This is a genomic window from Pseudoalteromonas sp. MEBiC 03607 (genome assembly GCF_004792295.1).
Classification (GTDB): Bacteria; Pseudomonadota; Gammaproteobacteria; order Enterobacterales; family Alteromonadaceae; genus Pseudoalteromonas; species Pseudoalteromonas lipolytica_C.
Genome location: NZ_SRRY01000001.1, coordinates 171,732 through 198,381, shown reverse-complemented (window position 1 = coordinate 198,381; position 26,650 = coordinate 171,732). Strand labels below are relative to the sequence as shown.

General features: G+C 43.7%; 19 protein-coding genes, 3 tRNA genes and 3 rRNA genes. 15 read left to right on the top strand and 10 right to left on the bottom strand.

Going from position 1 to position 26,650, the window contains the following annotated elements; all coding sequences use genetic code 11:
- The first annotated feature begins 315 nt into the window (after positions 1–315).
- The 6 genes from E5N72_RS00800 (at position 316) to E5N72_RS00775 (ending at position 6,909) form a co-directional block, all read left to right on the top strand.
- Positions 316–1,856 (top strand): 16S ribosomal RNA (locus E5N72_RS00800).
- A gap of 76 nt (positions 1,857–1,932) precedes the next feature.
- Positions 1,933–2,009, top strand: a tRNA-Ile gene (locus E5N72_RS00795).
- A gap of 111 nt (positions 2,010–2,120) precedes the next feature.
- Positions 2,121–2,196, top strand: a tRNA-Ala gene (locus E5N72_RS00790).
- 287 nt (positions 2,197–2,483) lie between these two features.
- Positions 2,484–5,368: ribosomal RNA gene (locus E5N72_RS00785) — 23S ribosomal RNA — on the top strand.
- A 124-nt stretch (positions 5,369–5,492) separates the two neighbouring features.
- Positions 5,493–5,607: ribosomal RNA gene (gene rrf / locus E5N72_RS00780) — 5S ribosomal RNA — on the top strand.
- Together the 16S, 23S and 5S rRNA genes with 2 tRNA genes alongside form the textbook arrangement of a ribosomal RNA operon.
- Before the next feature lie 130 nt (positions 5,608–5,737).
- A protein-coding gene (locus tag E5N72_RS00775; protein ID WP_135922821.1) for an IS3 family transposase occupies positions 5,738–6,909 on the top strand; the annotation gives its coding sequence in 2 pieces (ribosomal slippage) (positions 5,738–6,011 and positions 6,011–6,909; 1,173 coding nt in all).
- 191 nt (positions 6,910–7,100) lie between these two features.
- On the opposite strand, the gene E5N72_RS00770 is transcribed toward E5N72_RS00775, so the two are convergent.
- The 8 genes from E5N72_RS00770 to cysG all read right to left on the bottom strand — a co-directional run bounded on the left by E5N72_RS00770 (position 7,101) and on the right by cysG (position 15,812).
- Positions 7,101–8,363 (bottom strand): aromatic amino acid transport family protein, encoded by a 1,263-nt coding sequence (locus tag E5N72_RS00770; RefSeq protein WP_135922820.1) that lies wholly within the window; start codon positions 8,361–8,363, stop codon positions 7,101–7,103.
- A 153-nt stretch (positions 8,364–8,516) separates the two neighbouring features.
- Entirely contained in the window at positions 8,517–8,708 is a 192-nt protein-coding gene (locus E5N72_RS00765; protein ID WP_063700758.1) for a hypothetical protein, read from the bottom strand.
- A gap of 178 nt (positions 8,709–8,886) precedes the next feature.
- Positions 8,887–9,657 carry a 3'(2'),5'-bisphosphate nucleotidase CysQ gene (cysQ, locus tag E5N72_RS00760; RefSeq protein WP_063700756.1) on the bottom strand — a complete coding sequence of 257 codons (771 nt, stop codon included), beginning with the start codon at positions 9,655–9,657 and terminating at the stop codon, positions 8,887–8,889.
- 3 nt (positions 9,658–9,660) lie between these two features.
- Entirely contained in the window at positions 9,661–10,257 is a 597-nt protein-coding gene (gene cysC / locus E5N72_RS00755; RefSeq protein WP_063700754.1) for an adenylyl-sulfate kinase, read from the bottom strand.
- Between the two features lie 14 nt (positions 10,258–10,271).
- A complete protein-coding gene (locus E5N72_RS00750) occupies positions 10,272–11,999 on the bottom strand; it encodes an SLC13 family permease (RefSeq protein WP_135922819.1) in 1,728 nt (575 codons plus the stop codon).
- 32 nt (positions 12,000–12,031) lie between these two features.
- Positions 12,032–13,456 (bottom strand): sulfate adenylyltransferase subunit CysN, encoded by a 1,425-nt coding sequence (gene cysN / locus E5N72_RS00745; protein WP_135922818.1) that lies wholly within the window; start codon positions 13,454–13,456, stop codon positions 12,032–12,034.
- On the bottom strand, positions 13,456–14,355 hold the full coding sequence (gene cysD, locus E5N72_RS00740; protein WP_135922817.1) for a sulfate adenylyltransferase subunit CysD: 900 nt from the start codon (positions 14,353–14,355) through the stop codon (positions 13,456–13,458). Before cysD ends, cysN begins: the two co-directional genes overlap by 1 nt.
- A gap of 35 nt (positions 14,356–14,390) precedes the next feature.
- Positions 14,391–15,812, bottom strand: a complete 1,422-nt coding sequence (gene cysG, locus E5N72_RS00735; protein WP_135922816.1) for a siroheme synthase CysG — start codon at positions 15,810–15,812, stop codon at positions 14,391–14,393.
- A 272-nt stretch (positions 15,813–16,084) separates the two neighbouring features.
- On the opposite strand from cysG, the gene deoC reads away from it, so the two are divergent.
- A complete protein-coding gene (deoC, locus tag E5N72_RS00730) occupies positions 16,085–16,828 on the top strand; it encodes a deoxyribose-phosphate aldolase (protein WP_135922815.1) in 744 nt (247 codons plus the stop codon).
- Positions 16,818–17,318 carry a hypothetical protein gene (locus tag E5N72_RS00725; protein ID WP_135922814.1) on the top strand — a complete coding sequence of 167 codons (501 nt, stop codon included), beginning with the start codon at positions 16,818–16,820 and terminating at the stop codon, positions 17,316–17,318. The genes deoC and E5N72_RS00725 overlap by 11 nt, the downstream gene beginning before the upstream one ends.
- Before the next feature lie 77 nt (positions 17,319–17,395).
- On the opposite strand, the gene E5N72_RS00720 is transcribed toward E5N72_RS00725, so the two are convergent.
- Both E5N72_RS00720 and E5N72_RS00715 read right to left on the bottom strand, forming a co-directional pair.
- Positions 17,396–18,529 carry a CsgG/HfaB family protein gene (locus tag E5N72_RS00720; RefSeq protein ID WP_135922813.1) on the bottom strand — a complete coding sequence of 378 codons (1,134 nt, stop codon included), beginning with the start codon at positions 18,527–18,529 and terminating at the stop codon, positions 17,396–17,398.
- Between the two features lie 124 nt (positions 18,530–18,653).
- Positions 18,654–22,613: a hybrid sensor histidine kinase/response regulator transcription factor gene (locus E5N72_RS00715; protein WP_135922812.1), complete on the bottom strand. Its 3,960-nt coding sequence runs from the start codon at positions 22,611–22,613 to the stop codon at positions 18,654–18,656.
- Between the two features lie 166 nt (positions 22,614–22,779).
- Here E5N72_RS00715 and E5N72_RS00710 point away from each other — a divergent pair.
- The 7 genes from E5N72_RS00710 (at position 22,780) to rplL (ending at position 26,537) form a co-directional block, all read left to right on the top strand.
- A tRNA-Trp gene (locus E5N72_RS00710) sits at positions 22,780–22,856 on the top strand.
- Positions 22,857–22,985: 129 nt separating this feature from the next.
- Positions 22,986–23,363, top strand: a complete 378-nt coding sequence (gene secE / locus E5N72_RS00705) for a preprotein translocase subunit SecE (protein WP_135922811.1) — start codon at positions 22,986–22,988, stop codon at positions 23,361–23,363.
- Between the two features lie 4 nt (positions 23,364–23,367).
- Complete coding sequence (gene nusG, locus E5N72_RS00700) at positions 23,368–23,925, top strand: transcription termination/antitermination protein NusG (protein ID WP_036971577.1); 558 nt, start codon at positions 23,368–23,370, stop codon at positions 23,923–23,925.
- Between the two features lie 214 nt (positions 23,926–24,139).
- Complete coding sequence (gene rplK / locus E5N72_RS00695) at positions 24,140–24,568, top strand: 50S ribosomal protein L11 (protein ID WP_036971575.1); 429 nt, start codon at positions 24,140–24,142, stop codon at positions 24,566–24,568.
- Between the two features lie 4 nt (positions 24,569–24,572).
- Positions 24,573–25,277, top strand: a complete 705-nt coding sequence (gene rplA / locus E5N72_RS00690; protein WP_135922810.1) for a 50S ribosomal protein L1 — start codon at positions 24,573–24,575, stop codon at positions 25,275–25,277.
- Between the two features lie 321 nt (positions 25,278–25,598).
- A complete protein-coding gene (rplJ, locus tag E5N72_RS00685) occupies positions 25,599–26,093 on the top strand; it encodes a 50S ribosomal protein L10 (protein ID WP_135922809.1) in 495 nt (164 codons plus the stop codon).
- Between the two features lie 81 nt (positions 26,094–26,174).
- A complete protein-coding gene (rplL, locus tag E5N72_RS00680; protein WP_135922808.1) occupies positions 26,175–26,537 on the top strand; it encodes a 50S ribosomal protein L7/L12 in 363 nt (120 codons plus the stop codon).
- Positions 26,538–26,650 lie beyond the last annotated feature (113 nt).

The window sequence follows — 26,650 nt, the reverse complement described above, 5'->3', positions numbered from 1 at the left end:
AAGACGCTGAACAACAACGTAGCAGAGAGTTAAGTGAAACTTCGGTTTCAAATTATCGAAAGAAAGTTTGAAATTAAGTATTGACTCGAAAAATTAAGGATGTATTATACGCATCCCTAGCGACAACGTCGCAACGTTCTTTAACAATATAAAGCAATCATCTGTGTGGGCACTCGTACAGATTGAGTTCTAACAGCGAAGCTTAGTTTACTAAGTGACGCAAACAAATTTAGAGTCTCAATTTCTTATGAGTGACTATATAGTCAATTTATACAGAATTCATTGAGCAGGAAACTTCGGTTTCAAAAAAACTTTTAATTGAAGAGTTTGATCATGGCTCAGATTGAACGCTGGCGGCAGGCCTAACACATGCAAGTCGAGCGGTAACAGAGAGTAGCTTGCTACTTTGCTGACGAGCGGCGGACGGGTGAGTAATGCTTGGGAATATGCCTTATGGTGGGGGACAACAGTTGGAAACGACTGCTAATACCGCATGATGTCTTTGGACCAAAGTGGGGGACCTTCGGGCCTCACGCCATAAGATTAGCCCAAGTGGGATTAGCTAGTTGGTGAGGTAATGGCTCACCAAGGCGACGATCCCTAGCTGGTTTGAGAGGATGATCAGCCACACTGGGACTGAGACACGGCCCAGACTCCTACGGGAGGCAGCAGTGGGGAATATTGCACAATGGGCGCAAGCCTGATGCAGCCATGCCGCGTGTGTGAAGAAGGCCTTCGGGTTGTAAAGCACTTTCAGTAAGGAGGAAAGGTTAAGTGTTAATAGCACTTAGCTGTGACGTTACTTACAGAAGAAGCACCGGCTAACTCCGTGCCAGCAGCCGCGGTAATACGGAGGGTGCGAGCGTTAATCGGAATTACTGGGCGTAAAGCGTACGCAGGCGGTTTGTTAAGCGAGATGTGAAAGCCCCGGGCTCAACCTGGGAACTGCATTTCGAACTGGCAAACTAGAGTGTGATAGAGGGTGGTAGAATTTCAGGTGTAGCGGTGAAATGCGTAGAGATCTGAAGGAATACCGATGGCGAAGGCAGCCACCTGGGTCAACACTGACGCTCATGTACGAAAGCGTGGGGAGCAAACAGGATTAGATACCCTGGTAGTCCACGCCGTAAACGATGTCTACTAGAAGCTCGACTCTTCGGAGTTGTTTTTCAAAGCTAACGCATTAAGTAGACCGCCTGGGGAGTACGGCCGCAAGGTTAAAACTCAAATGAATTGACGGGGGCCCGCACAAGCGGTGGAGCATGTGGTTTAATTCGATGCAACGCGAAGAACCTTACCTACACTTGACATACAGAGAACTTACCAGAGATGGTTTGGTGCCTTCGGGAACTCTGATACAGGTGCTGCATGGCTGTCGTCAGCTCGTGTTGTGAGATGTTGGGTTAAGTCCCGCAACGAGCGCAACCCCTATCCTTAGTTGCCAGCGATTCGGTCGGGAACTCTAAGGAGACTGCCGGTGATAAACCGGAGGAAGGTGGGGACGACGTCAAGTCATCATGGCCCTTACGTGTAGGGCTACACACGTGCTACAATGGCGCATACAGAGTGCTGCGAACCTGCGAGGGTAAGCGAATCACTTAAAGTGCGTCGTAGTCCGGATTGGAGTCTGCAACTCGACTCCATGAAGTCGGAATCGCTAGTAATCGCATATCAGAATGATGCGGTGAATACGTTCCCGGGCCTTGTACACACCGCCCGTCACACCATGGGAGTGGGTTGCTCCAGAAGTGGATAGTCTAACCTTCGGGAGGACGTTCACCACGGAGTGATTCATGACTGGGGTGAAGTCGTAACAAGGTAGCCCTAGGGGAACCTGGGGCTGGATCACCTCCTTATACGATTTAGAACTTATTTGTTCGTAGTGTCCACACAGATGATTGTTAATTGTAAAGAGAACAACACTTATTGTTTGGGTCTGTAGCTCAGTTGGTTAGAGCGCACCCCTGATAAGGGTGAGGTCGGTAGTTCAAATCTACTCAGACCCACCACTTTGCTCCCATACTTCGTTATGGCACGCCTCGTTTAATGAACTAAACGTCGTTGTACCATGCCTTGTCTGGAAACAAAGTCGGTTACAAACAATAAGTACCAGCATATGTGGGGCTATAGCTCAGCTGGGAGAGCGCCTGCCTTGCACGCAGGAGGTCAGCAGTTCGATCCTGCTTAGCTCCACCACTTTTACTCCTTAAAAATAAACATTCTTAATCAGGTAATAAACTGCTTGAGAATAGAGTGTGTTTAATTTTGAGAAGTTTATTCTCTTGCTCTTTAAAAATTTGGAAAGCTGATATTAAAATTCTTATAGATACTTGTATCTATAAAGAGTTTTCAAAAGTAAAAAATATGCCAGTTAATCAGCAATGATTAATCGGTATCTACTTTAGTATTCTCATCATTATTTGATGAATTAACTTCTGGCGAAGTTAACAGCTGTCACTAACAAAGACCCGTTTGGGTTGTATGGTTAAGTGACTAAGCGTACACGGTGGATGCCTTGGCAGTTGGAGGCGATGAAGGACGTATTAACTTGCGATAAGCCTAGTCAAGCTAGTAAAAAGCGCTTGAGACTAGGATTTCCGAATGGGGAAACCCACCTGCTTGCAGGTATCTTGCACTGAATACATAGGTGTAAGAGGCGAACGCGGAGAACTGAAACATCTAAGTACCCGTAGGAACAGAAATCAACCGAGATTCCGGAAGTAGCGGCGAGCGAAACCGGACCAGCCCTTAAGCTTATTATGTGTTAGTGGAACATTCTGGAAAGTTTGACGATACAGGGTGATAGTCCCGTACACGAAAATGCATCTTAAGTGAAATCGAGTAGGTCGGAGCACGTGAAACTTTGACTGAATATAGGTGGACCATCATCTAAGGCTAAATACTCCCAACTGACCGATAGTGAACCAGTACCGTGAGGGAAAGGCGAAAAGAACCCCTGTGAGGGGAGTGAAATAGAACCTGAAACCGTGTACGTACAAGCAGTAGGAGCCCACTTGTTGGGTGACTGCGTACCTTTTGTATAATGGGTCAGCGACTTATATTTTGTAGCGAGGTTAACCGATTAGGGTAGCCGTAGGGAAACCGAGTCTTAACTGGGCGTATAGTTGCAAGGTATAGACCCGAAACCCGGTGATCTAGCCATGGGCAGGTTGAAGGTTGAGTAACATCAACTGGAGGACCGAACCCACTAACGTTGAAAAGTTAGGGGATGACCTGTGGCTAGGAGTGAAAGGCTAATCAAACCGGGAGATAGCTGGTTCTCCCCGAAATCTATTTAGGTAGAGCCTCGGACGAATACTTACGGGGGTAGAGCACTGTTAAGGCTAGGGGGTCATCCCGACTTACCAACCCTTTGCAAACTCCGAATACCGTAAAGTACTATCCGGGAGACACACGGCGGGTGCTAACGTCCGTCGTGAAGAGGGAAACAACCCAGACCGCCAGCTAAGGTCCCAAAGTCATAGTTAAGTGGGAAACGATGTGGAAAGGCCCAGACAGCCAGGAGGTTGGCTTAGAAGCAGCCACCCTTTAAAGAAAGCGTAATAGCTCACTGGTCGAGTCGGTCTGCGCGGAAGATGTAACGGGGCTAAACTATGCACCGAAGCTGCGGATTCATACTATGTATGAGTGGTAGGGGAGCGTTCTGTAAGCCGTTGAAGGTGACCCGGGAGGGTTGCTGGAGGTATCAGAAGTGCGAATGCTGACATGAGTAACGATAATGCGGGTGAAAAACCCGCACGCCGGAAGACCAAGGGTTCCTATCCCATGTTAATCAGGGTAGGGTAAGTCGACCCCTAAGGCGAGGCCGAAAGGCGTAGTCGATGGGAAACGGGTTAATATTCCCGTACTTGGTATAATTGCGATGGGGGGACGGAGCAGGCTAAACAAGCATGGCGTTGGTTGTCCATGTGAAAGTGAGTAGGTTGGTGACTTAGGAAAATCCGGGTTGCTAAGACTGAGACACGAGACGAGCCACTAAGGTGGTGAAGTTGTTGATGCCATACTTCCAGGAAAAGCCTCTAAGCTTCAGATTATACCGAATCGTACCCCAAACCGACACAGGTGGTCAGGTAGAGAATACTAAGGCGCTTGAGAGAACTCGGGTGAAGGAACTAGGCAAAATCGTACCGTAACTTCGGGAGAAGGTACGCTCCTATCTGTGATGAGACTTGCTCTCTAAGCGGACGGGAGCCGCAGTGACCAGGTGGCTGGGACTGTTTATTAAAAACACAGCACTGTGCAAAATCGCAAGATGACGTATACGGTGTGACACCTGCCCGGTGCCGGAAGGTTAATTGATGGGGTTAGTTTTCGGACGAAGCTCTTGATCGAAGCCCCGGTAAACGGCGGCCGTAACTATAACGGTCCTAAGGTAGCGAAATTCCTTGTCGGGTAAGTTCCGACCTGCACGAATGGTGTAACCATGGCCACGCTGTCTCCACCCGAGACTCAGTGAAATTGAAATCGCAGTGAAGATGCTGTGTACCCGCGGCTAGACGGAAAGACCCCGTGAACCTTTACTACAGCTTGGCACTGAACATTGACCCTACATGTGTAGGATAGGTGGGAGGCTTTGAAGCAGAGACGCTAGTCTTTGTGGAGCCGTCCTTGAAATACCACCCTTGTAGTGTTGATGTTCTAACGTTGGCCCCTAATCGGGGTTACGGACAGTGCCTGGTGGGTAGTTTGACTGGGGCGGTCTCCTCCCAAAGAGTAACGGAGGAGCACGAAGGTTGGCTAAGTACGGTCGGACATCGTACGGTTAGTGTAATGGTAGAAGCCAGCTTAACTGCGAGACAGACACGTCGAGCAGGTACGAAAGTAGGTCATAGTGATCCGGTGGTTCTGAATGGAAGGGCCATCGCTCAACGGATAAAAGGTACTCCGGGGATAACAGGCTGATACCGCCCAAGAGTTCATATCGACGGCGGTGTTTGGCACCTCGATGTCGGCTCATCACATCCTGGGGCTGAAGTCGGTCCCAAGGGTATGGCTGTTCGCCATTTAAAGTGGTACGCGAGCTGGGTTTAGAACGTCGTGAGACAGTTCGGTCCCTATCTGCCGTGGGCGTTTGAGAATTGAGAGGGGTTGCTCCTAGTACGAGAGGACCGGAGTGAACGAACCGCTGGTGTTCGGGTTGTCATGCCAATGGCACTGCCCGGTAGCTACGTTCGGAACTGATAAGCGCTGAAAGCATCTAAGCGCGAAGCAGGCCTCGAGATGAGTTCTCACTAGACTTTTAAAGTCTCTGAAGGGCCGTTGAAGACTACAACGTTGATAGGCAGGGTGTGGAAGTGGTGCGAGCCATTAAGCTAACCTGTACTAATTACCCGTGAGGCTTAACCATACAACGCCAAACGCGTTTTATGACAGCGTAACGAACAGAAGTTAAGAAACTAAAGTAGACATTTACTTGATATCAGAATTCCGAATTTTAGTTAATTGCAAAAGCGATTAACGCCCCAAATTTGCTTGGTGACAATAGCGTTTTGGACCCACCTGACCCCATGCCGAACTCAGTAGTGAAACGAAACAGCGCCGATGATAGTGTGGCATTTGCCATGTGAAAGTAGGACATCGCCAGGCTCCAAATTAAAGAAAGCCCGATTCGAAAGAGTCGGGCTTTTTTGCGTTTAAGCTGTCAGCTTTCAGCCATCAGACATCAGCTGAATGATCTGACTCCATAAAAGTAGACACCTTTTTGGAGTCAGTAATCATGAAAGTAAAGTCACAGCGTAGATATTCCCTCGAATTTAAAATAAAAGTCGTTCAAGAGTCGTTAGACACCACAGATACAGTTAAGATGGTCGCTAATAAGTACGGTATTCATCCTGACATGCTATCAAGTTGGAGAAGTCACATGACCTCGAAAAAGAAAACGGCAAAGCCACTAAAGAACCAAGGCCCTGACAAATCATACACAGATTTAGAACGCCAAATTCGCAAGCTTGAGAAGCAACTCGAAGATGCTCAGTTGGAGAATGACGTTTTAAAAAAGGCGAAGGTCTACTTCGACAGCCTAAAAGAATAAGGTTCGAATATATCCACAAGGTCACAGACGCCAAACGCACAGTGAAGAAGTTGTGCAGCTGGTTATCTGTGTCGCCGGCTGGATACTATAAATGGTTAAAGCAATTACCTAGCACACGCCAGAAAGAAAACAGTTCGTTACTGAAATTTCTAAAGTATGTCAGCGACCAAGAGCACTGTATTCCTGGTTATAGGAAGCTCTGGGAGGCAGCGGTAGCACATGGTTTTGATTGCAGTAAAGGGCGTGTGCAGAGACTATTACAAAGCGTTGGCTATCGTTCAAAGTCAGGTAAAAGACGCTATACAAGCCGCTCGAAGAAAGAAGGTACAATCAAAGCGAGTAATTTATTACGGCGCCAGTTTAATGTTGATGCAGTAAATACCGTGTGGGTATCAGATATCACACAAGTACGCTGTAAAGATGGTTGGCAGTATTTATGCGTCATCCTTGACTTGTACTCTCGTAAGGTTGTTGGCTGGGTAACAAGCCGTATAAACAACGCCGAGTTAGTTATTAAAACACTGAGGAAAGCATGGTCAGCACGTAAACCTGATGGTTCGAACTTGCTCTTTCATTCAGACCAAGGAGCTCAGTATGTCGCAAAGGAAACAGTGAAGTGGTTAACTAATAGAGGTGTCACAGTGAGTATGTCTAGAAAAGGCAACTGCTGGGATAACGCATGCTCAGAAAGCTTCTTTGCGCAGTATAAAAAGGAGTGGATAAAGAATTTAAATGAACTGAGTCGTAGTGAAATGACAACACAAACGTATTTTTATATTGAAAAATACTACAACTCAGTAAGAAGGCATGGCACCCTAGGGTATAAAAGTCCCATGCAGTACGAACAAGTTAATTAAACCTTGTGTCTACTTTATCGGAGTCAGATCAAGCGGCTGATCGCTGACGGCTGAAAGCTGATAGCTGATAGCTCTGTGTTGGGTTTCGCTGCGCTCTACCCAACCTACGCCACGCCTTCCAACTTTCTAGTTACTAACAAAAAAGCCCAGCCGGTTTCCCGGCTGGGCTTCTATATCTAGCAATGATGAGATTACTTAATCATGCTGTAGATAAGCGCAAATACGGCTAGAGAGCCAACTGTTAATACGAACAGTGTGCTTAAGCGGTTTCTGTATTTGTGTAAGCTAGGGACCTTATATACGGCAATCATTGGCATGATGAAAAGGATCATGGCGATGATTGGGCCTGATAGCTGATCCATCATGTCTAAAATACTTGGGTTGATCACTGAGCAATACCAAATAGCGAAGAACATGATGACAGTGCCAATCTTATCAACAAGCTTAGGGTTCATATGCGCTTGTTTACTGACTAAGCCGTTGAAGCTTTCACGAGCACCTAAAAAGTGGCCTAAGAATGAAGACGTAATTGCGATAAAGGCAACTAATGGCCCTAAGGTCGCAATAAACGAGTTATCAGTAATATTGGCAAGGAATGACAAGATAGATACGTTATCTGCTTTTGCTTGTACCATTTGCTCACTAGAAAGCGACAGCACGCACGAAAAAACAAATAATAAAACAAATACAATTAACAATAAGCTGGTGCGCTTCAGAATTGCCTCTGACTTCATTTTGGCATTGTCGCCATAGTGAGCGCGCTGTACATGTACAAAGCTTGATATTGCAGCGGCATGGCTAAATGAGAATACAATGATAGGTATTGATAACCAAAGTGTTTTCATGAAACCTGAAAACTCAGGGATTGATACATCAGGCATTTGCCAGCTTGGGATCAAGTAAATCGATAAGAAGAACAAGATAGCGACGAGAGGATAAACAAGAATTGCAAAGGCACGTAACATGAGTGCTTCGCCACCTAACATTAGGCTGATCATACCGCCAACGAGCAGGCCAGATAACAGCACGCGTGGTGGTGACTCCATACCTAATTGATTAATGATAAAGCTGTCTACAGTATTGGTTAAGCCAACACCATAAATAAGTAAGATAGGGAAGATAGACAGAAAATACAGTAAAGAAATCAGGCGTCCTGCATTAATGCCAAAGTGTTCTTCTACTACATCGGTAAAGTCTGCTTCAGGCTTTTTTGATGATAAAACAAAGCGGGCTAAGCCTCTGTGAGCTAAGTAGGTCATCGGAAAAGCAAGGCATGCCATGATAATTAAAGGCCAAAATCCGCCGATGCCGATATTAATTGGTAAGAATAAAATCCCTGCACCGACTGCGGTGCCAAATAAACTTAACACCCACTGGGTGTCATGAAGATTCCATTTTGAGTTACTACTTGTTGTCGATGCATCATACTGCATAGCATCTTGATGTGTGTTCATTAGCACTCCACTATTAGAATAATAATTGTCGCGCAGCATATAGAAAAGCGACTAAGAATGCATGTTTTAGCGTTGTATTTAAATAACTATGCTGTAAGGAGAGACTTACAAAGGAAAAAGTTGGGCTTATTGAGATAAGCCCAATTAAGCTATTTATTCTGCAGCTGCAAGTGCGCGAGCTTTAATGTCTGCAGCAAATGCTAAACCTTTCTTAAAACGTGCCTCAGCTGCAGTGATTTCACTTTCATCGCCATTGGCGGCAAGCACTCCTTGTGAAAGGGCTTTATAAAGTGCGGTAATTTGTGCCTCGTAACCGGCTTCAATTGCTTTTTCAACAGTCGTCATGGTTATTCCTTTAATAGATTAAGAGAGCAAAATATTATAGGAACAAGGACTTATTATCTAGGTGGGCTTCACTATTAAGTGGTAGGCGTTAAATCTATAGACTTACTTTGAGATGATAATAACGTAGGCTAGGGTTTCGCTACGCTCTACCCAGCCTACGATATTAAACGGAACGCTTTTAGTTCTGTAATGCCGATACGACAAAATACGGATTCAGATACTCTTCTTTACTGTTATACAGTAGTGGGCTGCCATCGAGTTTGCTAACCGTTGCGCCTGCTATTTCAGCAATCGCATGACCTGCTCCGGTATCCCACTCACAGGTTGGGCCAAGGCGCGGGTATATATCTGCACTCCCTTCGGCAACAAGGCAAAGTTTTAGTGAGCTGCCCTTTGAAACCATTTCTACATCTTCAAACTGTTTTACGAATTCAGCTAAATCAGGAGAGGGGTGTGAACGGCTTCCGACAACACGGATAAGCCCTTTATTGGGCTTACGGGTTACCTTTAGTTCGATACGCTCATCACCTTTATCTTTAAAGGCACCTATTGCTTCTGCAGCAATATACGACACACCTAATGCCGGTGCATCGACAACGGCCAATACCGGTTTACCTTTTTCAATCAAGGCAATGTTTACAGTGAATTCGCCATTCTTTTTAATGAACTCTTTGGTGCCATCAATTGGGTCTACTAACCAGTAGCGTTGCCAAGTTTGACGGATATCCCAGCTAATATCAGCGCTTTCTTCGCTTAGAATTGGTACATCAGGGGTGAGATGTTGTAAGCCATTCACAATCACTTTGTGAGCTGCTAGGTCGGCGTCGGTCACTGGGCTTTCATCAGCTTTGTACTCAACATTAAAGTCCTTTTCGTAAATCCCCATTATTGCACTGCCGGCTTGGCGTGCGAGGAGTAAGATTTCTTCTAGCAGTTCCGTTTGATTCATGACTTAACCTATAATTTGCTGTTGTTTTAAATACGCTACCAGTTCTTGCACCGATTGGTCTAGGCTGTTTTTACTGGTATCGATTTTAATTTCTGGCGATGTAGGGATTTGATAGTCTGAGTCGATACCTGTGAAGTGCTTAATTTCACCTGCACGCGCTTTTTTATAAAGCCCTTTAGGGTCGCGTGTTTCACACACGTCGAGCGGGGTATCTAAAAATACCTCAATAAACTCACCATCCTCTACTAAGTTTCTTACCATATCGCGTTCGCTTTGGAATGGCGAAATAAATGCGGTTAATACCACAAGACCGGCATCGACCATCAGCTTTGCAGTTTCACCGACGCGACGAATGTTTTCCACACGGTCTTCATCAGTAAAGCCAAGATCTTTACATAAGCCATGACGTACATTGTCGCCATCAAGCAGGTAGGTGTGAACACCTAGCTGGTTTAATGCGCTTTCTAGTGCGTTTGCAACAGTGCTTTTGCCTGAACCTGAAAAACCAGTGAACCATAAAATGGTTGGCTTATGCTTTTTTTGCTCACTACGCTGTGATTTGCTAATGGCGTAATTATGCCAAACGATATTTTCATCCATTGTCTTTACTCTCGTTATTGAAATGGGAATACCAGTGGTATGAGTGTTAAAACCGTAATCGAGTAAATAATCGATAAAGGTAAGCCCATGGCAATGTAATCTTTAAGGCGGTAATTTCCCGCGCTGTAAACCATCAAGTTAGTTTGATAACCAAATGGCGAAATGAAGCTCGCTGATGCACCAAATGCGACAGCCATAATAAAAGGCAACGGTGATACATCAAAACCAACGGCGAGTGCATACGCTACCGGAAACGAAAGCGCTGCAGCGGCATTGTTGGTAATGAGTTCGGTAAATAAAACCGTCATTAAGAATATGGCGATAAATGCGCCGTAAGGCCCAAAGTCACCTAATACGTATAACATGGCCGACGAAATTTCACCGGCAAGGCCTGTGCCTATCATGAGTTTGGCAAGGCCAATGGCACTACCGACTACTGCGAGCAACTCTATTGGGAAGCGACGTTTTACTTCACTTAGCTTGATTGTGCCCGTTAGCATTAAACCGATAAGAAGAACGAGTAGGCCTTTTACTAATGGCACTAGGCCAACAATACTTAACCCTAATACGGTTGCAAAACTTGCCAGCACAATATTTGATTGCTTAGGTTTTAAATGGGTTTGTAAATCAAGGCCTGATATATAAACAAACTCGCGTTTTAAATTGGGCAGCGAGTAAAATGCTTTGCCAGGAGCAAGGATCAAGGAATCACCCGCTTGCAGTTGAACTTTACCTAAGCCACCTTGTAAACGGTCATGGCCGCGGCGAATGGCAATAACGGCTGCATGAAATTGTTCACGAAAGCGAATTTCTTTAATTGTTTTACCAATGTATTTTGATGAATGACTAACAACAACTTCAACTAGGTGCTCAACGTCTTTCTCATGTTTGTCGTGCACAACTTTTAAGCCGTCAAATTGGGTGAGCAGAGGTACTGACTTTATATCACCTACAAACAGCAGTACGTCACCTTCTTTAATAACTTGTTTTGGGGTAACCGCACAAATACGTTTATCACCACGGATTATTTCGGCTAAGAACAAGTCTTTTAATTCACGAAGGCCATTTTCCTCAACACTTTTACCAATTAGTTTAGAGCCTGTTTCGACTTTACCTTCAAGGTAAAAGGGCACCACTTCTTGGTCATTTTTACCGTTATCTGGTAAATACTTGAGCATCACTAAAATAGTGATAAGTCCGACGCTCAATGCGCCTAAACCAATCAAGGTAAAATCAAAAAAACCAAGTGGCTCCATGCCCGCTTCAACGGCAAAGCCATTAACAATTAAATTGGTTGAGGTACCTATCAGGGTGATCGTGCCACCTAAAATGGCAGTGTACGATAAAGGTAACAAAAGCTTAGACGGTGAATGTGTCGGGCTTTCTTTTATTGCACTGATAAGCGATGCTACTACTGCTGTATTATTAGTAAATGATGATAAAAAGGCAGTTGATAAACCCAGTTTTGTCACCGAACTTGTCAGGCTACCTTTCGAAAGAGACTGAGCAAGCTTTTGCACTAACGTGGTTTTTTCTACAGCTATCGAAACGAGTACAAGTAGAATAAGAGTAATTAAAGAAGGATTTGCATAGTTAATTAGCATATCTTCAAGGCTGATCAGCCCAGCTAAATAACTAATACCAATGGCGCCGACAAATAACCATGCAGGTTTTAGTCGTGTGCCAAAAAGGCACCCGACTAATACCAGCATAATGCCTGTTAATACCAGCTGTTGATACATGCTTTTTACTTCCTATAACAGGCGAATGGTGATTATTTAAGCTTAGTTATATCAAGCGCTTGCCAATGAGGGAAGTGCTTGCGTACTAATGCGTTAAATTCAACTTCAAAATCGCTAAAGTTACTTTGTTGCTCTTCGGTGCTAAGTAATTGTTCAATCATACCTGCAGCAACGGTCAGGTTAGATAAGCGATCAATTAGGATAAATGCACCTGTTTCATGGTTGTTATGGTACTCATCAGCCAAAATTGTTTCTGTAAGCTCTAGGGTTACAATGGCAATTTCGTTAAGCTGTAATGAGTCAGCTTGACCATGCTCTAGGGTATTAACATCAATCGTGTGATCGATCTTTCTTACCACTGCCGAGGTATTTTTGCTGCCTAACTTAAAGTTGTAGCTTTTACCTAATACTAACGGTGCTTCATGCATCCATACTAATTTAGCTTGAATACGGTTTGTTACAGCAGCATTTGAGGCTGCTGGTACAATCACATCGCCACGACTGATATCAATTTCGTCGTTTAACGTTAAGGTAATTGCTTGGCCTGCTTCAGCGGTATCTAGGTTACCATCGAAAGTGACAATCTCTTTAATGCTCGAGCTTTTACCCGATGGTAATACTTTCACTGCATCACCCACGCTAAGTTTGCCAGACGTTAAAGTGCCTTGGAAACCACGGAAGTCTAAGTTCGGGCGTACTACATATTGCACTGGTAAGCGGGCTTCAAACCCGTTATCAATTTCAGCTGCTGGTGAGTCTTCAAGTAACTCCAGCAGTGGCTTTTCTGTGTAATAAGGTGTGTGCTCTGAGCGTGTTACTACGTTGTCACCTTTTAGCGCTGACATCGGCACAAATTTGATATTAGTGGCGTTTAGCTGCTCTGCAAACTTAAGGTAGTCGGCTTTGATTTTCTCGTATACCGTTTCATCGAAATCGACGATATCCATCTTATTGATAGCAACAACAAACTGCTTAATACCTAATGAGTCACAGATAAAGCTATGACGCTTAGTTTGTACTTGTACGCCGTAACGAGCGTCAACTAGGATAATCGCCACGTCACTAGTTGATGCGCCGGTCACCATGTTGCGTGTGTATTGCTCATGTCCTGGCGTATCAGCAATAATGAATTTACGTTTTGCTGTAGAGAAGTAACGATAAGCAACGTCAATGGTAATACCTTGCTCACGCTCAGCTTGAAGACCATCTACAAGGAGTGCTAAATCAAGCTCTTCACCGGCATTACCGACTTTTTCATTGTCTTTATGCAGGGCTGCAAGTTGGTCTTCATAAATTTGGTGGCTGTCGTGTAAAAGGCGGCCAATCAGCGTTGATTTACCGTCATCTACACTACCACAAGTCAGCATGCGTAAAAGGCTTTTGTCTTGTTGACGCGCAAGGTAGGCGTCGATGCCTAGCTCTCTTACTTCATTAATCGTGTCGTTTGTTTTAGACATTAGAAATAGCCCTCACGTTTTTTCTTTTCCATTGAACCAGCAGAGTCGTGATCAATCACGCGGCCTTCACGCTCAGAAGAGGTAGAAAGCAGCATCTCTTCAATAATTTCAGTTAAGGTTCCTGCTGTTGATTCCACAGCACCCGTTAGCGGGTAACAACCAAGAGTACGGAAACGGACCGATTTCATTTGCGGTACTTCACCTTCTTCTAAAGGCATACGTTCGTCATCAACCATAATAAGCGTGCCGTTACGCTCAACTACAGGGCGCTCTTTGGCAAGATAAAGTGGAACCATTTCAATGTTTTCTTGGTAGATGTACTGCCAAATATCAAGCTCAGTCCAGTTAGAAAGCGGGAATACACGAATACTTTCGCCCGGGTTAACTTGGCTGTTATACGTATTCCAAAGCTCTGGACGTTGGTTTTTTGGATCCCATCTGTGGTGTTTGTCACGGAATGAGTAAACACGCTCTTTAGCACGTGATTTCTCTTCGTCACGACGTGCACCACCAAACGCAGCATCAAAGCCGTATTTGTCTAACGCTTGCTTTAAGCCTTGCGTTTTCATGATGTCGGTGTGTTTAGCTGAGCCATGCACAAATGGATTGATATCAATCGCTAAACCTTCTGGGTTTTTATGGACGATTAAATCAAAACCATACTCTTTAGCAAGGCGGTCACGAAACTCAATCATTTCCTTAAACTTCCAGTTGGTATCAACGTGCAAAAGTGGAAATGGAATTTTTGCTGGGTAAAACGCTTTACGCGCTAAGTGTAATAACACTGATGAATCTTTACCGATAGAATAAAGCATCACCGGGTTTTCAAACTCAGCAGCAACTTCGCGCATGATTTTGATACTTTCAGCTTCTAATTGCTGAAGGTGTGTTAAAGCCATTGTTAGTCGTCCTACTAAAATGATTAAAAGTTAAATTAAGCTACGCCAGTTAAAGGCTGGGCAAAGCTGCTGGTTTGCTCGGTTTGACCAAACCATGCAAGTTGATGATGCAATGATGCAACTTCGCCAATAATTAATAAGGCGGGTGAAATAATGCTATGGCGCGAAATCAAATCGGCCAGCTCACCTAATTGCCCTGTAACCACACGTTGTTCTTTACGTGTGCCGTTTTCGATAATGGCTACGGGTGTGTCTGCACCGCGGCCATGTTTTAATAATTGTGCTTGAATATGTGGTGATTTAATCACCCCCATGTAAATCGCTAAGGTCTGATTTGGTTTGGCAAGTGACTGCCAATCTAATTCTTGACCATCTTTTTTACAGTGACCCGTTACAAACTGAATGGCTTGGGCATGATCTCTGTGAGTAAGTGGAATGCCAGCATAAGCACTACAACCTGCAGCAGCAGTAATACCCGGTACGATTTGGTAACGTACTTGATTAGCTGCGAGAACTTGCACCTCTTCACCACCACGGCCATAAATAAATGGATCGCCACCTTTAATACGGCATACTTTTTTGCCTTGCTTGGCAAAATCGACCAGCATCTGATTAGTATCTTCTTGCGCTACACTGTGATCGCCTAAACGTTTACCTACGCAAACCAAATCGGCATCACGGCGTACTAAATCCATAATTTCATCAGAAACCAAGTAGTCATATACAACTACGTCGGCTTGTTGCATTAATTGTAGTGCTTTTAGCGTTAATAGCTCTGGGTCGCCCGGGCCTGCACCAACAACATACACTTCGCCTTCAGGCTCAGGCTTGGCATCTAACATCTGCTCTAGCTGCGCTGTGGCAGCTTCGGTATTACCCGCTTGAACTTTGCTCACGACTGATGAATCAAATACGCCTTCCCAAAACTGGCGACGATCGGCAAAGTGTTTAAAGCGTTGTTTTACTTTGTCACGAAAGCTGCCCACTAAACTTGCTAGCGGCCCAATATGCTGTGGAATAAGCGTTTCGAGTTTTTCACGTAAACGACGTGCTAAAACTGGCGCTGTACCGGCGCTTGAAATTGCAATTGTGATCGGGTCACGGTCAACAATTGATGGAAAAATAAAGCTGCACTTAGGTTGGTCATCTACCACGTTTACGAAGATATTGCGTGCATTGGCAAGCTTAAACACCTCCTCATTTACGCTGTCGATATCAGTAGCAGCAATCACTAGCATCTGTTGCTCTAAATACTGCTCTTTGAAAAAGTCGTTAATAAGCGTTACATCACCTTGCTTTGCAAGCTCTTGTAGTTCATCACAAAATGCAGGGGCGACTAAGGTCACGTTGGCGCGGGCTTTTAAAAATGCTCGGCACTTGCGTAACGCAACATCCCCACCGCCGACTACCAGAACAGGCTTGTCGTCTAATTTGGTAAAGATTGGTAAATATTGCACTTTGTCTACACCCCTAAAACACATTGAATAAACTGCTTATTGCAGGTAAGCAGAATATAGTGCTCCATATAAAGTAAAAAATAATTAAAACCAAGTTTATATAGCTAAAAGTTATATATGGTGGTTGTGTTTGGCTTAAGGCTTAGTTAACAAGGGATTGCGGCGAGTTACAAGTAAATTAGTTGCCTTATGGTGATTAGTTATGATTTATAGCCGAATGATAAAAATTTGCTACTATAGGTCACTAAGATAGCAACAAAAAAGTAAACGTAATGAATAAAACACAAACAATCGCTGCTCAAGCGGTGGCGCTGATGGACTTAACAACTCTGAATGACACCGACAACACAGAATCAATTAATAACTTGGTTGCTAGTATTGAGCCAAAACTGGGCATCCCTGCGGCGGTTTGTGTGTACAGCCAGTTTGTTAGTGACGCTAAACTGGCACTCGCTGAGCGTGAACTTCAGCACGTAAAAGTGGCGACAGTTACAAACTTTCCTGATGGTGAGCAGCCTCTAGAACAAGTGATAAATGAAACACTGTTTGCCATTGAGCGCGGAGCCGACGAAATTGATTTAGTGATCCCCTATAAAGCACTGATTGCCGGTGATGAGCGCAAAGTTTTAGAGTATGTCAAAGCGTCAAAAGAGGCATGTGGCAGCCAAGCGCAACTTAAAGTCATTATCGAAAGTGGCGAATTAACCGATGATCTTATTGCAACGGCAACTAAGCTGGCAATTAATGGCGGTGCTGACTTCGTTAAAACCAGTACCGGTAAAGTGGCTGTTAATGCAACGCTAGCTGCAACAGCCATCATGTTAAATACCATTAAAGCGACTGGTAAAAAGGTTGGTTTTAAGGCAGCAGGCGGGGTCAGAACAGTCACTGATGCTGCTGAGTATTTAGCCTTAGCCGAATCAATCATGGGTGAAGCGTACTTACAGCCAGAGCTATTTCGTTTCGGCGCTTCTGGGTTATTAAGTGATGTATATGCGACATTAAATGAATCGTGAGAGTGAACAAGAAAAAATAGCACTCGAGCATAGTGCGGCAAAGCTATTTTTACGCTGCTACGAAAAGCAGTTTGGTGTAACCATGCGTAATATCTGGCATAACACACCAAGTAAACCAGATGTGAGTTGTTATAAAGGTGATGAACGGCTCGATATTGAAATAGCGCATTTATATGCCAGTGAAACAGAAGCGATGGCGGTGCTAGGTCGCCCGCTGTCTATCTCAATGCAACGCGATCTCGCTGAAATGGCTTTAGCACCGAGTAACGAACGTTTGCACTGTGCTTTGCATCGATTGCTGGCACAAAAAGCTAAGAAACATTACGAGTCTTCGCAGCCTTGGTTATTAATTCGAAATGCCAGTACTATATGGCATTTCGATGATTTTAAGTCAGTACTTACTCACCTTGATGTGCCTAAGCAGCATCCCTTTCAACAAATTTGGTTGTTATGTGATTTTTATCGTGGTGAGTTGTTGCAAGTAGTGTGATATGTAGCAGGTTAGTGTAGTGAAGGCGCCAATAAAAACGGTGATACAGCCAGTACTAACACTGGCTGTAAGTTTACTCAGTCAAATTTAAACATGCTACCTAAGCTTTCTAAGTGTGACTTGTTGGTTTTGGCAATACACTGTGTATCATCAAGAGATTTTTTAGTTGCTTCATCTGCAAGCCCCGTCACTTTTAGCTTATTTTCTTGCTGATATTCAGTGAGCGCAATCACAGTGGCTTGATCATACTTTACGTCTTCAACGTCAAATTCTTCATAGTGTGGTTGCTGCTTCAAGTAACCTAAACACACTAAATTGAGTCGTGACATCGCCAGGTCTGTTTTTTCATAGTAAGGCATTCTGTGACTCGGAACAGTAACCGATGCTATTGGCGCTTTAGCCGGTGCTGCAGCTGTGGTTACTTTTAGTGGTGCAGGGGCCTTGTAGCCAGCTGCTATGGTGTTGTCGCTATTATAACGATAATAAGTTGTGGGCACTTTTGACTCTAAGAATTCAACGGCTTTTACGATTACTTCGCGCAATGCTTTTTCTTTTGGCGTGTTTGACCAGCCACTTAAATTTCCACCGACAAGTGCACCGCCAAAGTTAGTCGCTGCTGATGTGAAATCGAAGTCTTTACTGCCACCTTCAACGCTGGTTGCGGCTAGAATTCGCGAGGTGCGGGTATCAATTAGGCGTAAATCAATGGCCATGTGTGAGCCTGAGAAACCAGCCGATACTGAACTAAATACATCACCAATAAAACCACCGCTGCCTACACTGGCACCTGAACTATCATCATCGAACTCAGTAACCGCTGCAACTACCACGATTTCGGCACCTTCGATTTCACCATAAGCTGCTCCTGATGCTGCACTTACGCGCCCTGAAACAGCGAGATCTTGCTCAGATAACACCGCATCGAGTGCTTGTCTTTCTAAAACAATAAATCGATTGGTACTGACTAATGCGGTTGTTAATTGATCTGCCATACCTTCACCGATTTCTTTTCGCCACCAACGCGAATCATTTGATTTATCGGTAAAGCGGGCTACAGCGATGCGAGCTTTTGGGCCGTTATATTGTTGCTGTGCGACTTCATTTACATTTGGACTATTTTTATTACTTGTTGATGTCGACGTGCTTTGACATGCACTCAGTGCTGCTGCAAATAACGTTAGCGAGATCGCCTTGTGTGTTTTTGTGAGCATATGATTTTCCTTAACTGATATCTCATGCAGAAAACTGGCTAACAACAATGTGTGAGCTGTTTGAATTTTTATGGATATAAAGTAGGTAAATCAGTGGCTTGTTAATAGTACTCATACGAAAACTTTATTCACTGACGCGAAAATCTGCTTGTTTTGTATATTTTTCTCGGTATTGCTTTGGTGAGATCCCATATTGCACTTTGAAGCTTCTTGCGAAGTAGCTTTGTGAACTAAAACCGTTATTTTGGGCAACTTGACCTATTGAGTATGAGCTATTAATAAGCTGCTTTGCTGCTAGTTCAATGCGTGTATTACGTAAATAATCTGAAGGAGTGAGGGAGTAGAGTGATTTCATCTTCAGCTGTAATGCGCGAGCACTCATACACATTGCTGCGGCAAGCTGTTCAACTGAAAATCCTTCATCTTGATAGTGGGCTAACACCACTTGCTTGAGTTTTTCAGTAAAGCAGTAGTCTTTGTTTTGCACTACCATGGTCTCTGTGGGGCTCGTTGCTATGGGGGCGGCTAGTTGTGCAGTTAAGTGTTGATTTAATAGCTGGCGTAAACTTATCAGACTTTTAACGCGGCTGATCAAAAGAGTCGGTTCGAAAGGCTTACTCAAATAGTCATCAGCTAACAAGTCAAGCCCTTTTAAGCGGCTTTGCGTATCTGCTTTTGCAGATAAAAGTAACACTGGGACATGACTGGTGGCAGGATTTTCACGTAGTTTAGCCAGTAGCTGATAACCATCCATAACTGGCATCATCACATCACTAATAATGAGATCTGGTAATTCATCTTGGCAAAGGGAAATCGCGTGTTGGCCATCAGCAGCACAAAGACAGTTAAATTCTTGATTAAATAAGCTGAGCAGTAGCTGTGTCATATCATGATTGTCTTCAACAATGAGAAGGGTTTGTTTAGCATTGCGATGTTCTAAGGTCGTTTTGCTCTGGTTGGTGTTCATAACAACCGGCAATGAAACACTAAAGCAGCTACCTTTACCTATCTCGCTGTGAAGTGTTATTTCTCCTCCATATGCTTCCACAAGTTGTTTTACTAATGTTAGGCCGATACCACTGCCTGATTCGATGGACGCTACACGTGTAAAGCGCTTAAAAACCTGATGCTGATCCTCAACAGCAATACCTATTCCGGTGTCGGTTATATTTATTATGGCTTGTTGCTGATTAACCGTTAGGCTTACGCTGACACTGCCACCTTCAGGAGTGTACTTTAAGGCGTTATTGATTAAGTTACTAAAAATAGAATGGGCGTGATTAGGTGCAATATTAGTCGCACATAATAAATGATCATTATCTTGAAAACTAAACTGTAAGTTTTTTTGCGCAAATAGCGGGGCGAAGTCTTGCGTAAGCTCGGTTAAAAAACGTGCTAATGAATATGGAGAAACAGTGTACACAGCAGTACTTGGTCGTTTGCTTAATTGCAGTAATTGATTAATAAGTTCAAGTAACCGTTGGCTGTTGCGTTTAATACTCGCAAGGTGTGTTTGTGATTGCGTGTCCTGATGTTGCTGTTGCAACTGACTGACAGGGGCAAGAATTAAACTCAGGGGCGTTTTTAGCTCATGACTAATGTTATCTAAGAACTGATCTTTTAATTTGTTTAACGCCACTTCTTTTTGTTTGTCTTGCTCAGCTAGTTTGCGTTTGTAAATTGCATTTAATAGTGACCAAGCCACGCTCAATACGGCAAGAAAATAAACCACGTATGCAATGGGGCTTTGCCACCAAGGCGGCACAACGGTCAGTGCTAATAAAGATTTGGTTTGACTCCATTGCCCATACTGATCTTTTGCTTTAATTAGTAGTTCATATTGCCCAGCAGGGAGTTGTGGGTAATTGACTTGGCGAAGACTTGCGTCTGTATAGAGAAACTGCTCATCAAAACCTGCTAATTTATAGCCATATTGATAATGGTTTGGGCTTGCTGGATTTTGTAGAGCGCTAAACTTAAACCCGATAACTCCAGATGATTGCGGCAGAGAAAGCGTGTTAGTGGCATTTATAAGCAAATCAGATTGCTGATCAAAGTAACGCGTCTCAATCGCTTGGTTGTTGAGCAGCAACTCAGTTAAAACTGGGGTAGGTGGCGTATGAGTTAAATCTAACTGCTCAGGATAAAAGTGGTTAAAGCCATTGATGCCACCAAAATAGAGTTCGCCATCAGCAGCTTGAAAGCTCGCGCCGAGGATAAAAGATTGATGCTGAATACCTTGTTCGGGTAAAAATTGCTGTATTTTGCTGGTATGCGGTTGATAGCGGGATAAGCCACCATTTGTAGCAAGCCAAAGGTAACCCTGTTTGTCAGCTAAAATATCAAAAATATTGTCATTTGCCAGACCATGTTGCTCTGTTATGTGCTTAACGGCAAAGGTCTGTTTGTCGACTTTATTTAGCCCTTGCATAGTGCCAACCCAAATAGTGTTTTTATTATCCAGTAATAAAGAGGTGACCATATTATGGCTGAGCGCATTTTGTTCTACTGAAGAAGAACGATCATTAAGGAGTGTAAAGTGCTCTGTGTCTATATCTAACTTGTTGAGTCCAGCACGCGTGCCTATCCAAAGCGCATTGTCATCATGATCATAAGCGAGTGTAAAAACAGTGTTGTTAGCTAGGCTGTTACGAGTAGGGTCATGTTGGAAGTGGCGGACACTTCCTGTGCTCGGGTCAAAGCGGGTAAGGCCTTGGTTGCTGCCAAGCCAAAGTATATCGTTACCGTCACTCGCAATTGCGTAGACACGATTACTGCTTAACTGATGACTTTGCATCGAGAAGACCGCAAAGTCATCGCTGTCTTGTTGGTATTTAAGTAACCCGCCACCATAGGTTCCTACCCATAATTGCTGTTTATTATCTTCGTGTAGAGCAAAAATATTACTATTAGGGAGTTGAGACTTATAGTTTTTATAGCCATTTTCAGTTCGTAGATTAAGCCCGTCGCGAGTACCTACCCACAATTGGCCATTGCTGCGCTTGATAATAGCGCGAATAAAGTTGTGGCTTAGAGAATCAGCGTTGAGAGTTTTTGTTTGATGAGAAAATTGCTGTTGAGAAGGATTGTAGCGCTGCACCCCAAAGCCATCACTACCAATCCATATAACGCCTTGAGGATCTTGATAAACTGACAATAAATAATCACTTTTCAACGAGTTTGTCAGTTGTGCGTCATGTCGATATTGCACTATATCCTGATGAATATTTTTGTCTGCTTCAATAAAATAAATGCCTTTTCCATAACTTGTGATCCAAAGATTATTACTGCTATCAATTAAACTATCAGTGATCCAGACACCATTAAATCGTGCAATCTCATTGGTCGTGTCGTTTTTTGGGTCGAGCAGGTATAAGCCGTGTTTAGCGCCTACCAAAAGTTGCTGGTTTGCTAAAAGGTTGATGTGCCATAGTGCCGAGGTGATAGTGGCATGCTGCTCAAACTGTTTTGTAACACTATTGAACTTTATTAAGCCATGGCTGGTGGCAAGCCACAACTGGTTATTGCTTGTAACTATATCGCGAATAACAATATTTGGATTACCTGAGAGCTTGATTTGGAAATGTTCAACCTGCTGTTTAGGTAAATTAAACATCGTTAATTTACCTTGTTCATGGCCAAGCCACAGGTTGTCGAACTTATCAAACGCCATTGACCAGATTTTATCATCGCTAAGCGGCAGCAGTGAGCTGGACGAAGTATATGTGCTGAATTGCCCTGTTGTTGTATCTAAGCGGTTTAATCCTTTACTTGCAGTGGCAAACCAAAGCTGATTATTTTTATCTTGTAGACATGCGGTGACCCAATTACCTGAAATACTGCCTTTTAAGCCCGTTGCTTTAAAACGTTTAAATTCGTAACCATCAAATCGATTTAAACCACCTTGGGTTGCAAACCACGTGAACCCTTGTGCATCGTTGATACTACAATTGATGGAGTTTTGGCTTAGCCCTTGTTGACTATCGAAGCTACTTAAATGCAGAGGACGAGCGCTGACTGAGTAACAAATCAGTAGCGTAATAGAGCAAAAAAAACGAAATAATAGGCTATGTTGAGCAGTCAAATTGAACGTCCATTTATTGTAATTGTTCCTATATCGGGTTGATGATAAACTGCTTTTTAATCAATGTTAATATTGATTTTTAATTCAGCAGGTGAGAATTTAACTTATGGGTATCTTTTACACTTGTGTTAATGAATTGCGTAAGTATAATAGGCATCCACTTTGCAGGGGCGTAGTTCCAATTGGTAGAACAGCGGTCTCCAAAACCGACGGTTGGGAGTTCGAATCTCTCCGCCCCTGCCACTTTTACACAATGTGTGAAGTCTGAAATTAAAAATCGGTTTAAACAAGTCTGTTTTTAAGTTTAGATTTTAATGGATTAACCCTGCCAGTGCGCAGGGTTGTTGTGTCTGTAGTTAAGGTAAAAATATTATGAGCACGAATGTAGAAACTCCATCGAATGCGATGGATTCAGTAAAGTGGATTGTAGCTATTGCGCTACTAGCAGGCGCAGTCGTTGGTAACCACATGTATGCAGACCAATCTGTATTATTACGTGCTATTGGTGTAGTGGTTGCTGTTGCAGCGGGTTTAGGCATTGCCTCACTAACTGAAAAAGGTCGTACTTTTATTGCATTTGCAAAAGAAGCACGTATCGAAGTACGTAAAGTTGTGTGGCCAACACGCCAAGAAACAACACATACGACATTAATTGTAATGGTTGCAACTGTGATTATGGCACTTATCCTTTGGGGATTAGATGGCATTTTATTCCGCGCAGTAGGCTTTTTAACTGGATTGGAGATCTAATCCCATGTCGGATGAGAAGAACGAAAAGAAACTACGTTGGTACGTAGTACAAGCTTTCTCTGGTTATGAGAAGCGTGTAGCACAAACCATTCTTGAGCATATCAAGATCGAAGGTTTGGAAGATAGTTTTGGTGAAGTATTAGTACCAACTGAAGAAGTTGTTGAGATGCGTGCAGGTCAAAAGCGCAAATCTGAGCGTAAATTCTTCCCAGGTTACGTACTAGTTCAAATGGACATGAACGATGCAAGCTGGCACTTAGTAAATAGCACAGCACGTGTTATGGGCTTCATTGGTGGTACGTCTGATCGTCCTGCGCCAATTAGCCAAAAAGAAGCTGACCGCATCTTAAACCGTCTTCAAGAAAACTCAGAAGCACCTAAGCCGGCTACATTATTTGAGCCTGGTGAAGTTGTTCGTGTTATCGATGGTCCGTTTGCAGACTTCAGCGGTGTTGTTGAAGAAGTGGATTACGAAAAGAGCCGCGTAAAAGTGTCTGTGCTTATCTTCGGTCGTTCGACACCTGTTGAGCTTGAGTTTGGTCAAGTTGAACAAGACAAGTAAGTAAAAAATTAAAGCTGCCAAAATCGTTTAATATTTTGGCAATAAGCTTGAAAAAGGCCGCTGATTAACTTATAATCAGCGGCCTTTTTGTGTTACGGCAAGTTGCGACTTGTTTTTATCACAAAAAGTGAGAACCAATTTTTAAACTGGGAAGCCGTTAGAGTACGCGTCCTCGCGCGCACAAGGCTATGACCCACCAAATGAGGTATTTATTATGGCTAAAAAAGTTGAAGCTATTATCAAGCTACAAGTTGCCGCTGGTATGGCTAACCCTAGTCCTCCAGTAGGTCCAGCACTAGGTCAACACGGTGTAAACATCATGGAATTCTGTAAAGCGTTCAACGCACGTACAGAGTCTATCGAAAAAGGCGCTCCAGTTCCTGTAGTGATCTCTGTTTACGGTGACCGTTCTTTCACGTTCGAAATGAAAACTCCACCGGCTGCTTACTTACTTAAGAAAGCTGCAGGCATCAAATCAGGCTCAGGCCGTCCTAACACTGAAAAAGTGGGTACAGTTACACGTGCTCAACTTGAAGAAATCGTTGAGACAAAACGACCTGACCTTACAGCGGCTGATATGGACGCTGCGGTTCGCACTATCGCAGGTTCTGCGCGTGCGATGGGCTTGAACGTAGAGGACTAAGATAATGGCAAAATTAACTAAACGTATGCGTACAATCCGCGAAAAAGTGGATGCGACTAAAGATTACGAAATCAATGAAGCAGTTGCTCTTTTAAAAGAGTTAGCGACAGCTAAATTCGTAGAAAGTGTTGACGTTGCTGTTAACCTTGGTATCGATGCTCGTAAATCTGACCAAAACGTTCGTGGTGCTACTGTACTACCTAACGGTACTGGTCGTGAAGTTCGTGTTGCTGTATTCACACAAGGCGCTAACGCAGACGCTGCGAAAGAAGCTGGTGCTGAATTAGTGGGCATGGAAGATCTTGCTGATCTAGTTAAGAAAGGCGAGATGAACTTTGACGTTGTTGTTGCATCTCCAGACGCTATGCGTGTTGTTGGTCAACTAGGTCAAATCTTAGGTCCACGTGGTCTAATGCCAAACCCTAAAACTGGTACTGTAACGCCTAACGTTGCAGAAGCAGTTAAAAACGCGAAAGCAGGTCAAGTTCGTTACCGTAACGACAAGAACGGTATCATCCATACTACTATCGGTAAGGTTGATTTCACTGCTGAGCAACTTCAACAAAACCTTGAAGCTCTTATTGTTGCGCTTAAGAAGGCTAAACCTTCTCAAGCAAAAGGTACTTACGTGAAGAAAGTAACTATCTCTACAACAATGGGTGCAGGTGTTGCTGTTGACCAAAACTCACTAAGCACGACTGTTGCTTAATTAAGAGTTTACATGGCGTGAAATTTGAACTATAATTTTGCGCCATTTTGTTGAGAAAGTTAATTTCAAAACAAGTAAAGAATTCGGGTTGAAGTCCATAATTTCGTAATGCCTTCGGGTAAAAACGATAAATTGGGCTTCCGTCCAAGACCGTAGGCGGCCCTAGGCCTTAATCATTTTACCTACGTAGACGGTGTGAATCCCCAGATAGATTTTTCCTAATCTTCTGGCTCTCGCCGTAAAAAGCATCTCCATCATTGATGGGGAAGAGTAGAACAGGGAAGCCAATATCGGCGACCCATTAAACCAGGAGTAACACCCATGGCTTTAAATCTTCAAGGCAAAAAAGCAATTGTTGCTGAAGTCAACGAAGCAGCCACTGGTGCTCTTTCTGCAGTTGTTGCAGATTCTCGTGGTGTAACAGTTGGTGCTATCACTGCCCTTCGTAAAGAAGCTCGTGAAGCTGGTGTATGGATGAAAGTTGTTCGTAACACTCTAGCTAAACGTGCTGTTGAAGGTACAGATTTTGAGTGCCTTTCTGACTCATTTGTTGGTCCAAGCTTAATCGCTTTCTCTTCAGAGCACCCTGGTGCTGCTGCGCGTATCTTCTCAGATTTCGCGAAGAAGAACGAGAAATTCGAAGTTAAGACGGCTGCATTTGAAGGTAACGTAGTAGACGCAGCTATGCTAGCAACTCTACCTACTTACGACGAAGCTGTTGCACGCTTAATGAGCGCTATGAAAGAAGCGTCTGCAGGTAAATTGTGTAAAACAATTGAAGCAGTACGTGTACAGAAAGAAGAGCAAGCTGCTTAATTTTAAGCTGTTTTTTTGTTCACTTTCGGTGTAATATTTTTTTTGGACTAAAATTAGTCCGTAATAATTAGGAAATTTGTAATGTCTGTAACTAAAGACCAAATCCTTGATGCTATTGCTGAAATGTCAGTAATGGACGTTGTTGCTCTAGTTGAAGCAATGGAAGAAAAATTCGGTGTAACTGCAGCTGCTGCTGTTGTTGCTGGTCCAGCTGCTGAAGCTGCTGAAGAGAAGACTGAGTTCGACGTAATCCTTGCTGGCGCTGGCGCTAACAAGGTTGCAGCTATCAAAGCTGTACGTGGTGCAACTGGTCTTGGCCTTAAAGAAGCTAAAGCACTTGTTGAATCAGCTCCTGCACCTATCAAAGAAGGTGTATCTAAAGAAGAAGCTGAAGCACTTAAGAAAGATCTTGAAGAAGCTGGTGCTGAAGTTGAGATCAAGTAATCTAGCTTACGCTAGGTTCGCTGCCTGAGAAATCAGGCAAGGGCTGGTGATTATTTAATCACCGGCCTTTTTGCGCTATAGAGCGACACAATCCTGTAGCGCAAATAAAATCT

Coding starts and splice junctions, on each gene's coding strand:
- E5N72_RS00770 (WP_135922820.1), bottom strand. CDS start 8,363: ATGAACACACATCAAGATGCTATGCAGTATGATGCATCGACAACAAGT.
- E5N72_RS00765 (WP_063700758.1), bottom strand. CDS start 8,708: ATGACGACTGTTGAAAAAGCAATTGAAGCCGGTTACGAGGCACAAATT.
- cysQ (WP_063700756.1), bottom strand. CDS start 9,657: ATGAATCAAACGGAACTGCTAGAAGAAATCTTACTCCTCGCACGCCAA.
- cysC (WP_063700754.1), bottom strand. CDS start 10,257: ATGGATGAAAATATCGTTTGGCATAATTACGCCATTAGCAAATCACAG.
- E5N72_RS00750 (WP_135922819.1), bottom strand. CDS start 11,999: ATGTATCAACAGCTGGTATTAACAGGCATTATGCTGGTATTAGTCGGG.
- cysN (WP_135922818.1), bottom strand. CDS start 13,456: ATGTCTAAAACAAACGACACGATTAATGAAGTAAGAGAGCTAGGCATC.
- cysD (WP_135922817.1), bottom strand. CDS start 14,355: ATGGCTTTAACACACCTTCAGCAATTAGAAGCTGAAAGTATCAAAATC.
- deoC (WP_135922815.1), top strand. CDS start 16,085: ATGAATAAAACACAAACAATCGCTGCTCAAGCGGTGGCGCTGATGGAC.
- E5N72_RS00725 (WP_135922814.1), top strand. CDS start 16,818: ATGAATCGTGAGAGTGAACAAGAAAAAATAGCACTCGAGCATAGTGCG.
- E5N72_RS00720 (WP_135922813.1), bottom strand. CDS start 18,529: ATGCTCACAAAAACACACAAGGCGATCTCGCTAACGTTATTTGCAGCA.
- secE (WP_135922811.1), top strand. CDS start 22,986: ATGAGCACGAATGTAGAAACTCCATCGAATGCGATGGATTCAGTAAAG.
- nusG (WP_036971577.1), top strand. CDS start 23,368: ATGTCGGATGAGAAGAACGAAAAGAAACTACGTTGGTACGTAGTACAA.
- rplK (WP_036971575.1), top strand. CDS start 24,140: ATGGCTAAAAAAGTTGAAGCTATTATCAAGCTACAAGTTGCCGCTGGT.
- rplA (WP_135922810.1), top strand. CDS start 24,573: ATGGCAAAATTAACTAAACGTATGCGTACAATCCGCGAAAAAGTGGAT.
- rplJ (WP_135922809.1), top strand. CDS start 25,599: ATGGCTTTAAATCTTCAAGGCAAAAAAGCAATTGTTGCTGAAGTCAAC.
- rplL (WP_135922808.1), top strand. CDS start 26,175: ATGTCTGTAACTAAAGACCAAATCCTTGATGCTATTGCTGAAATGTCA.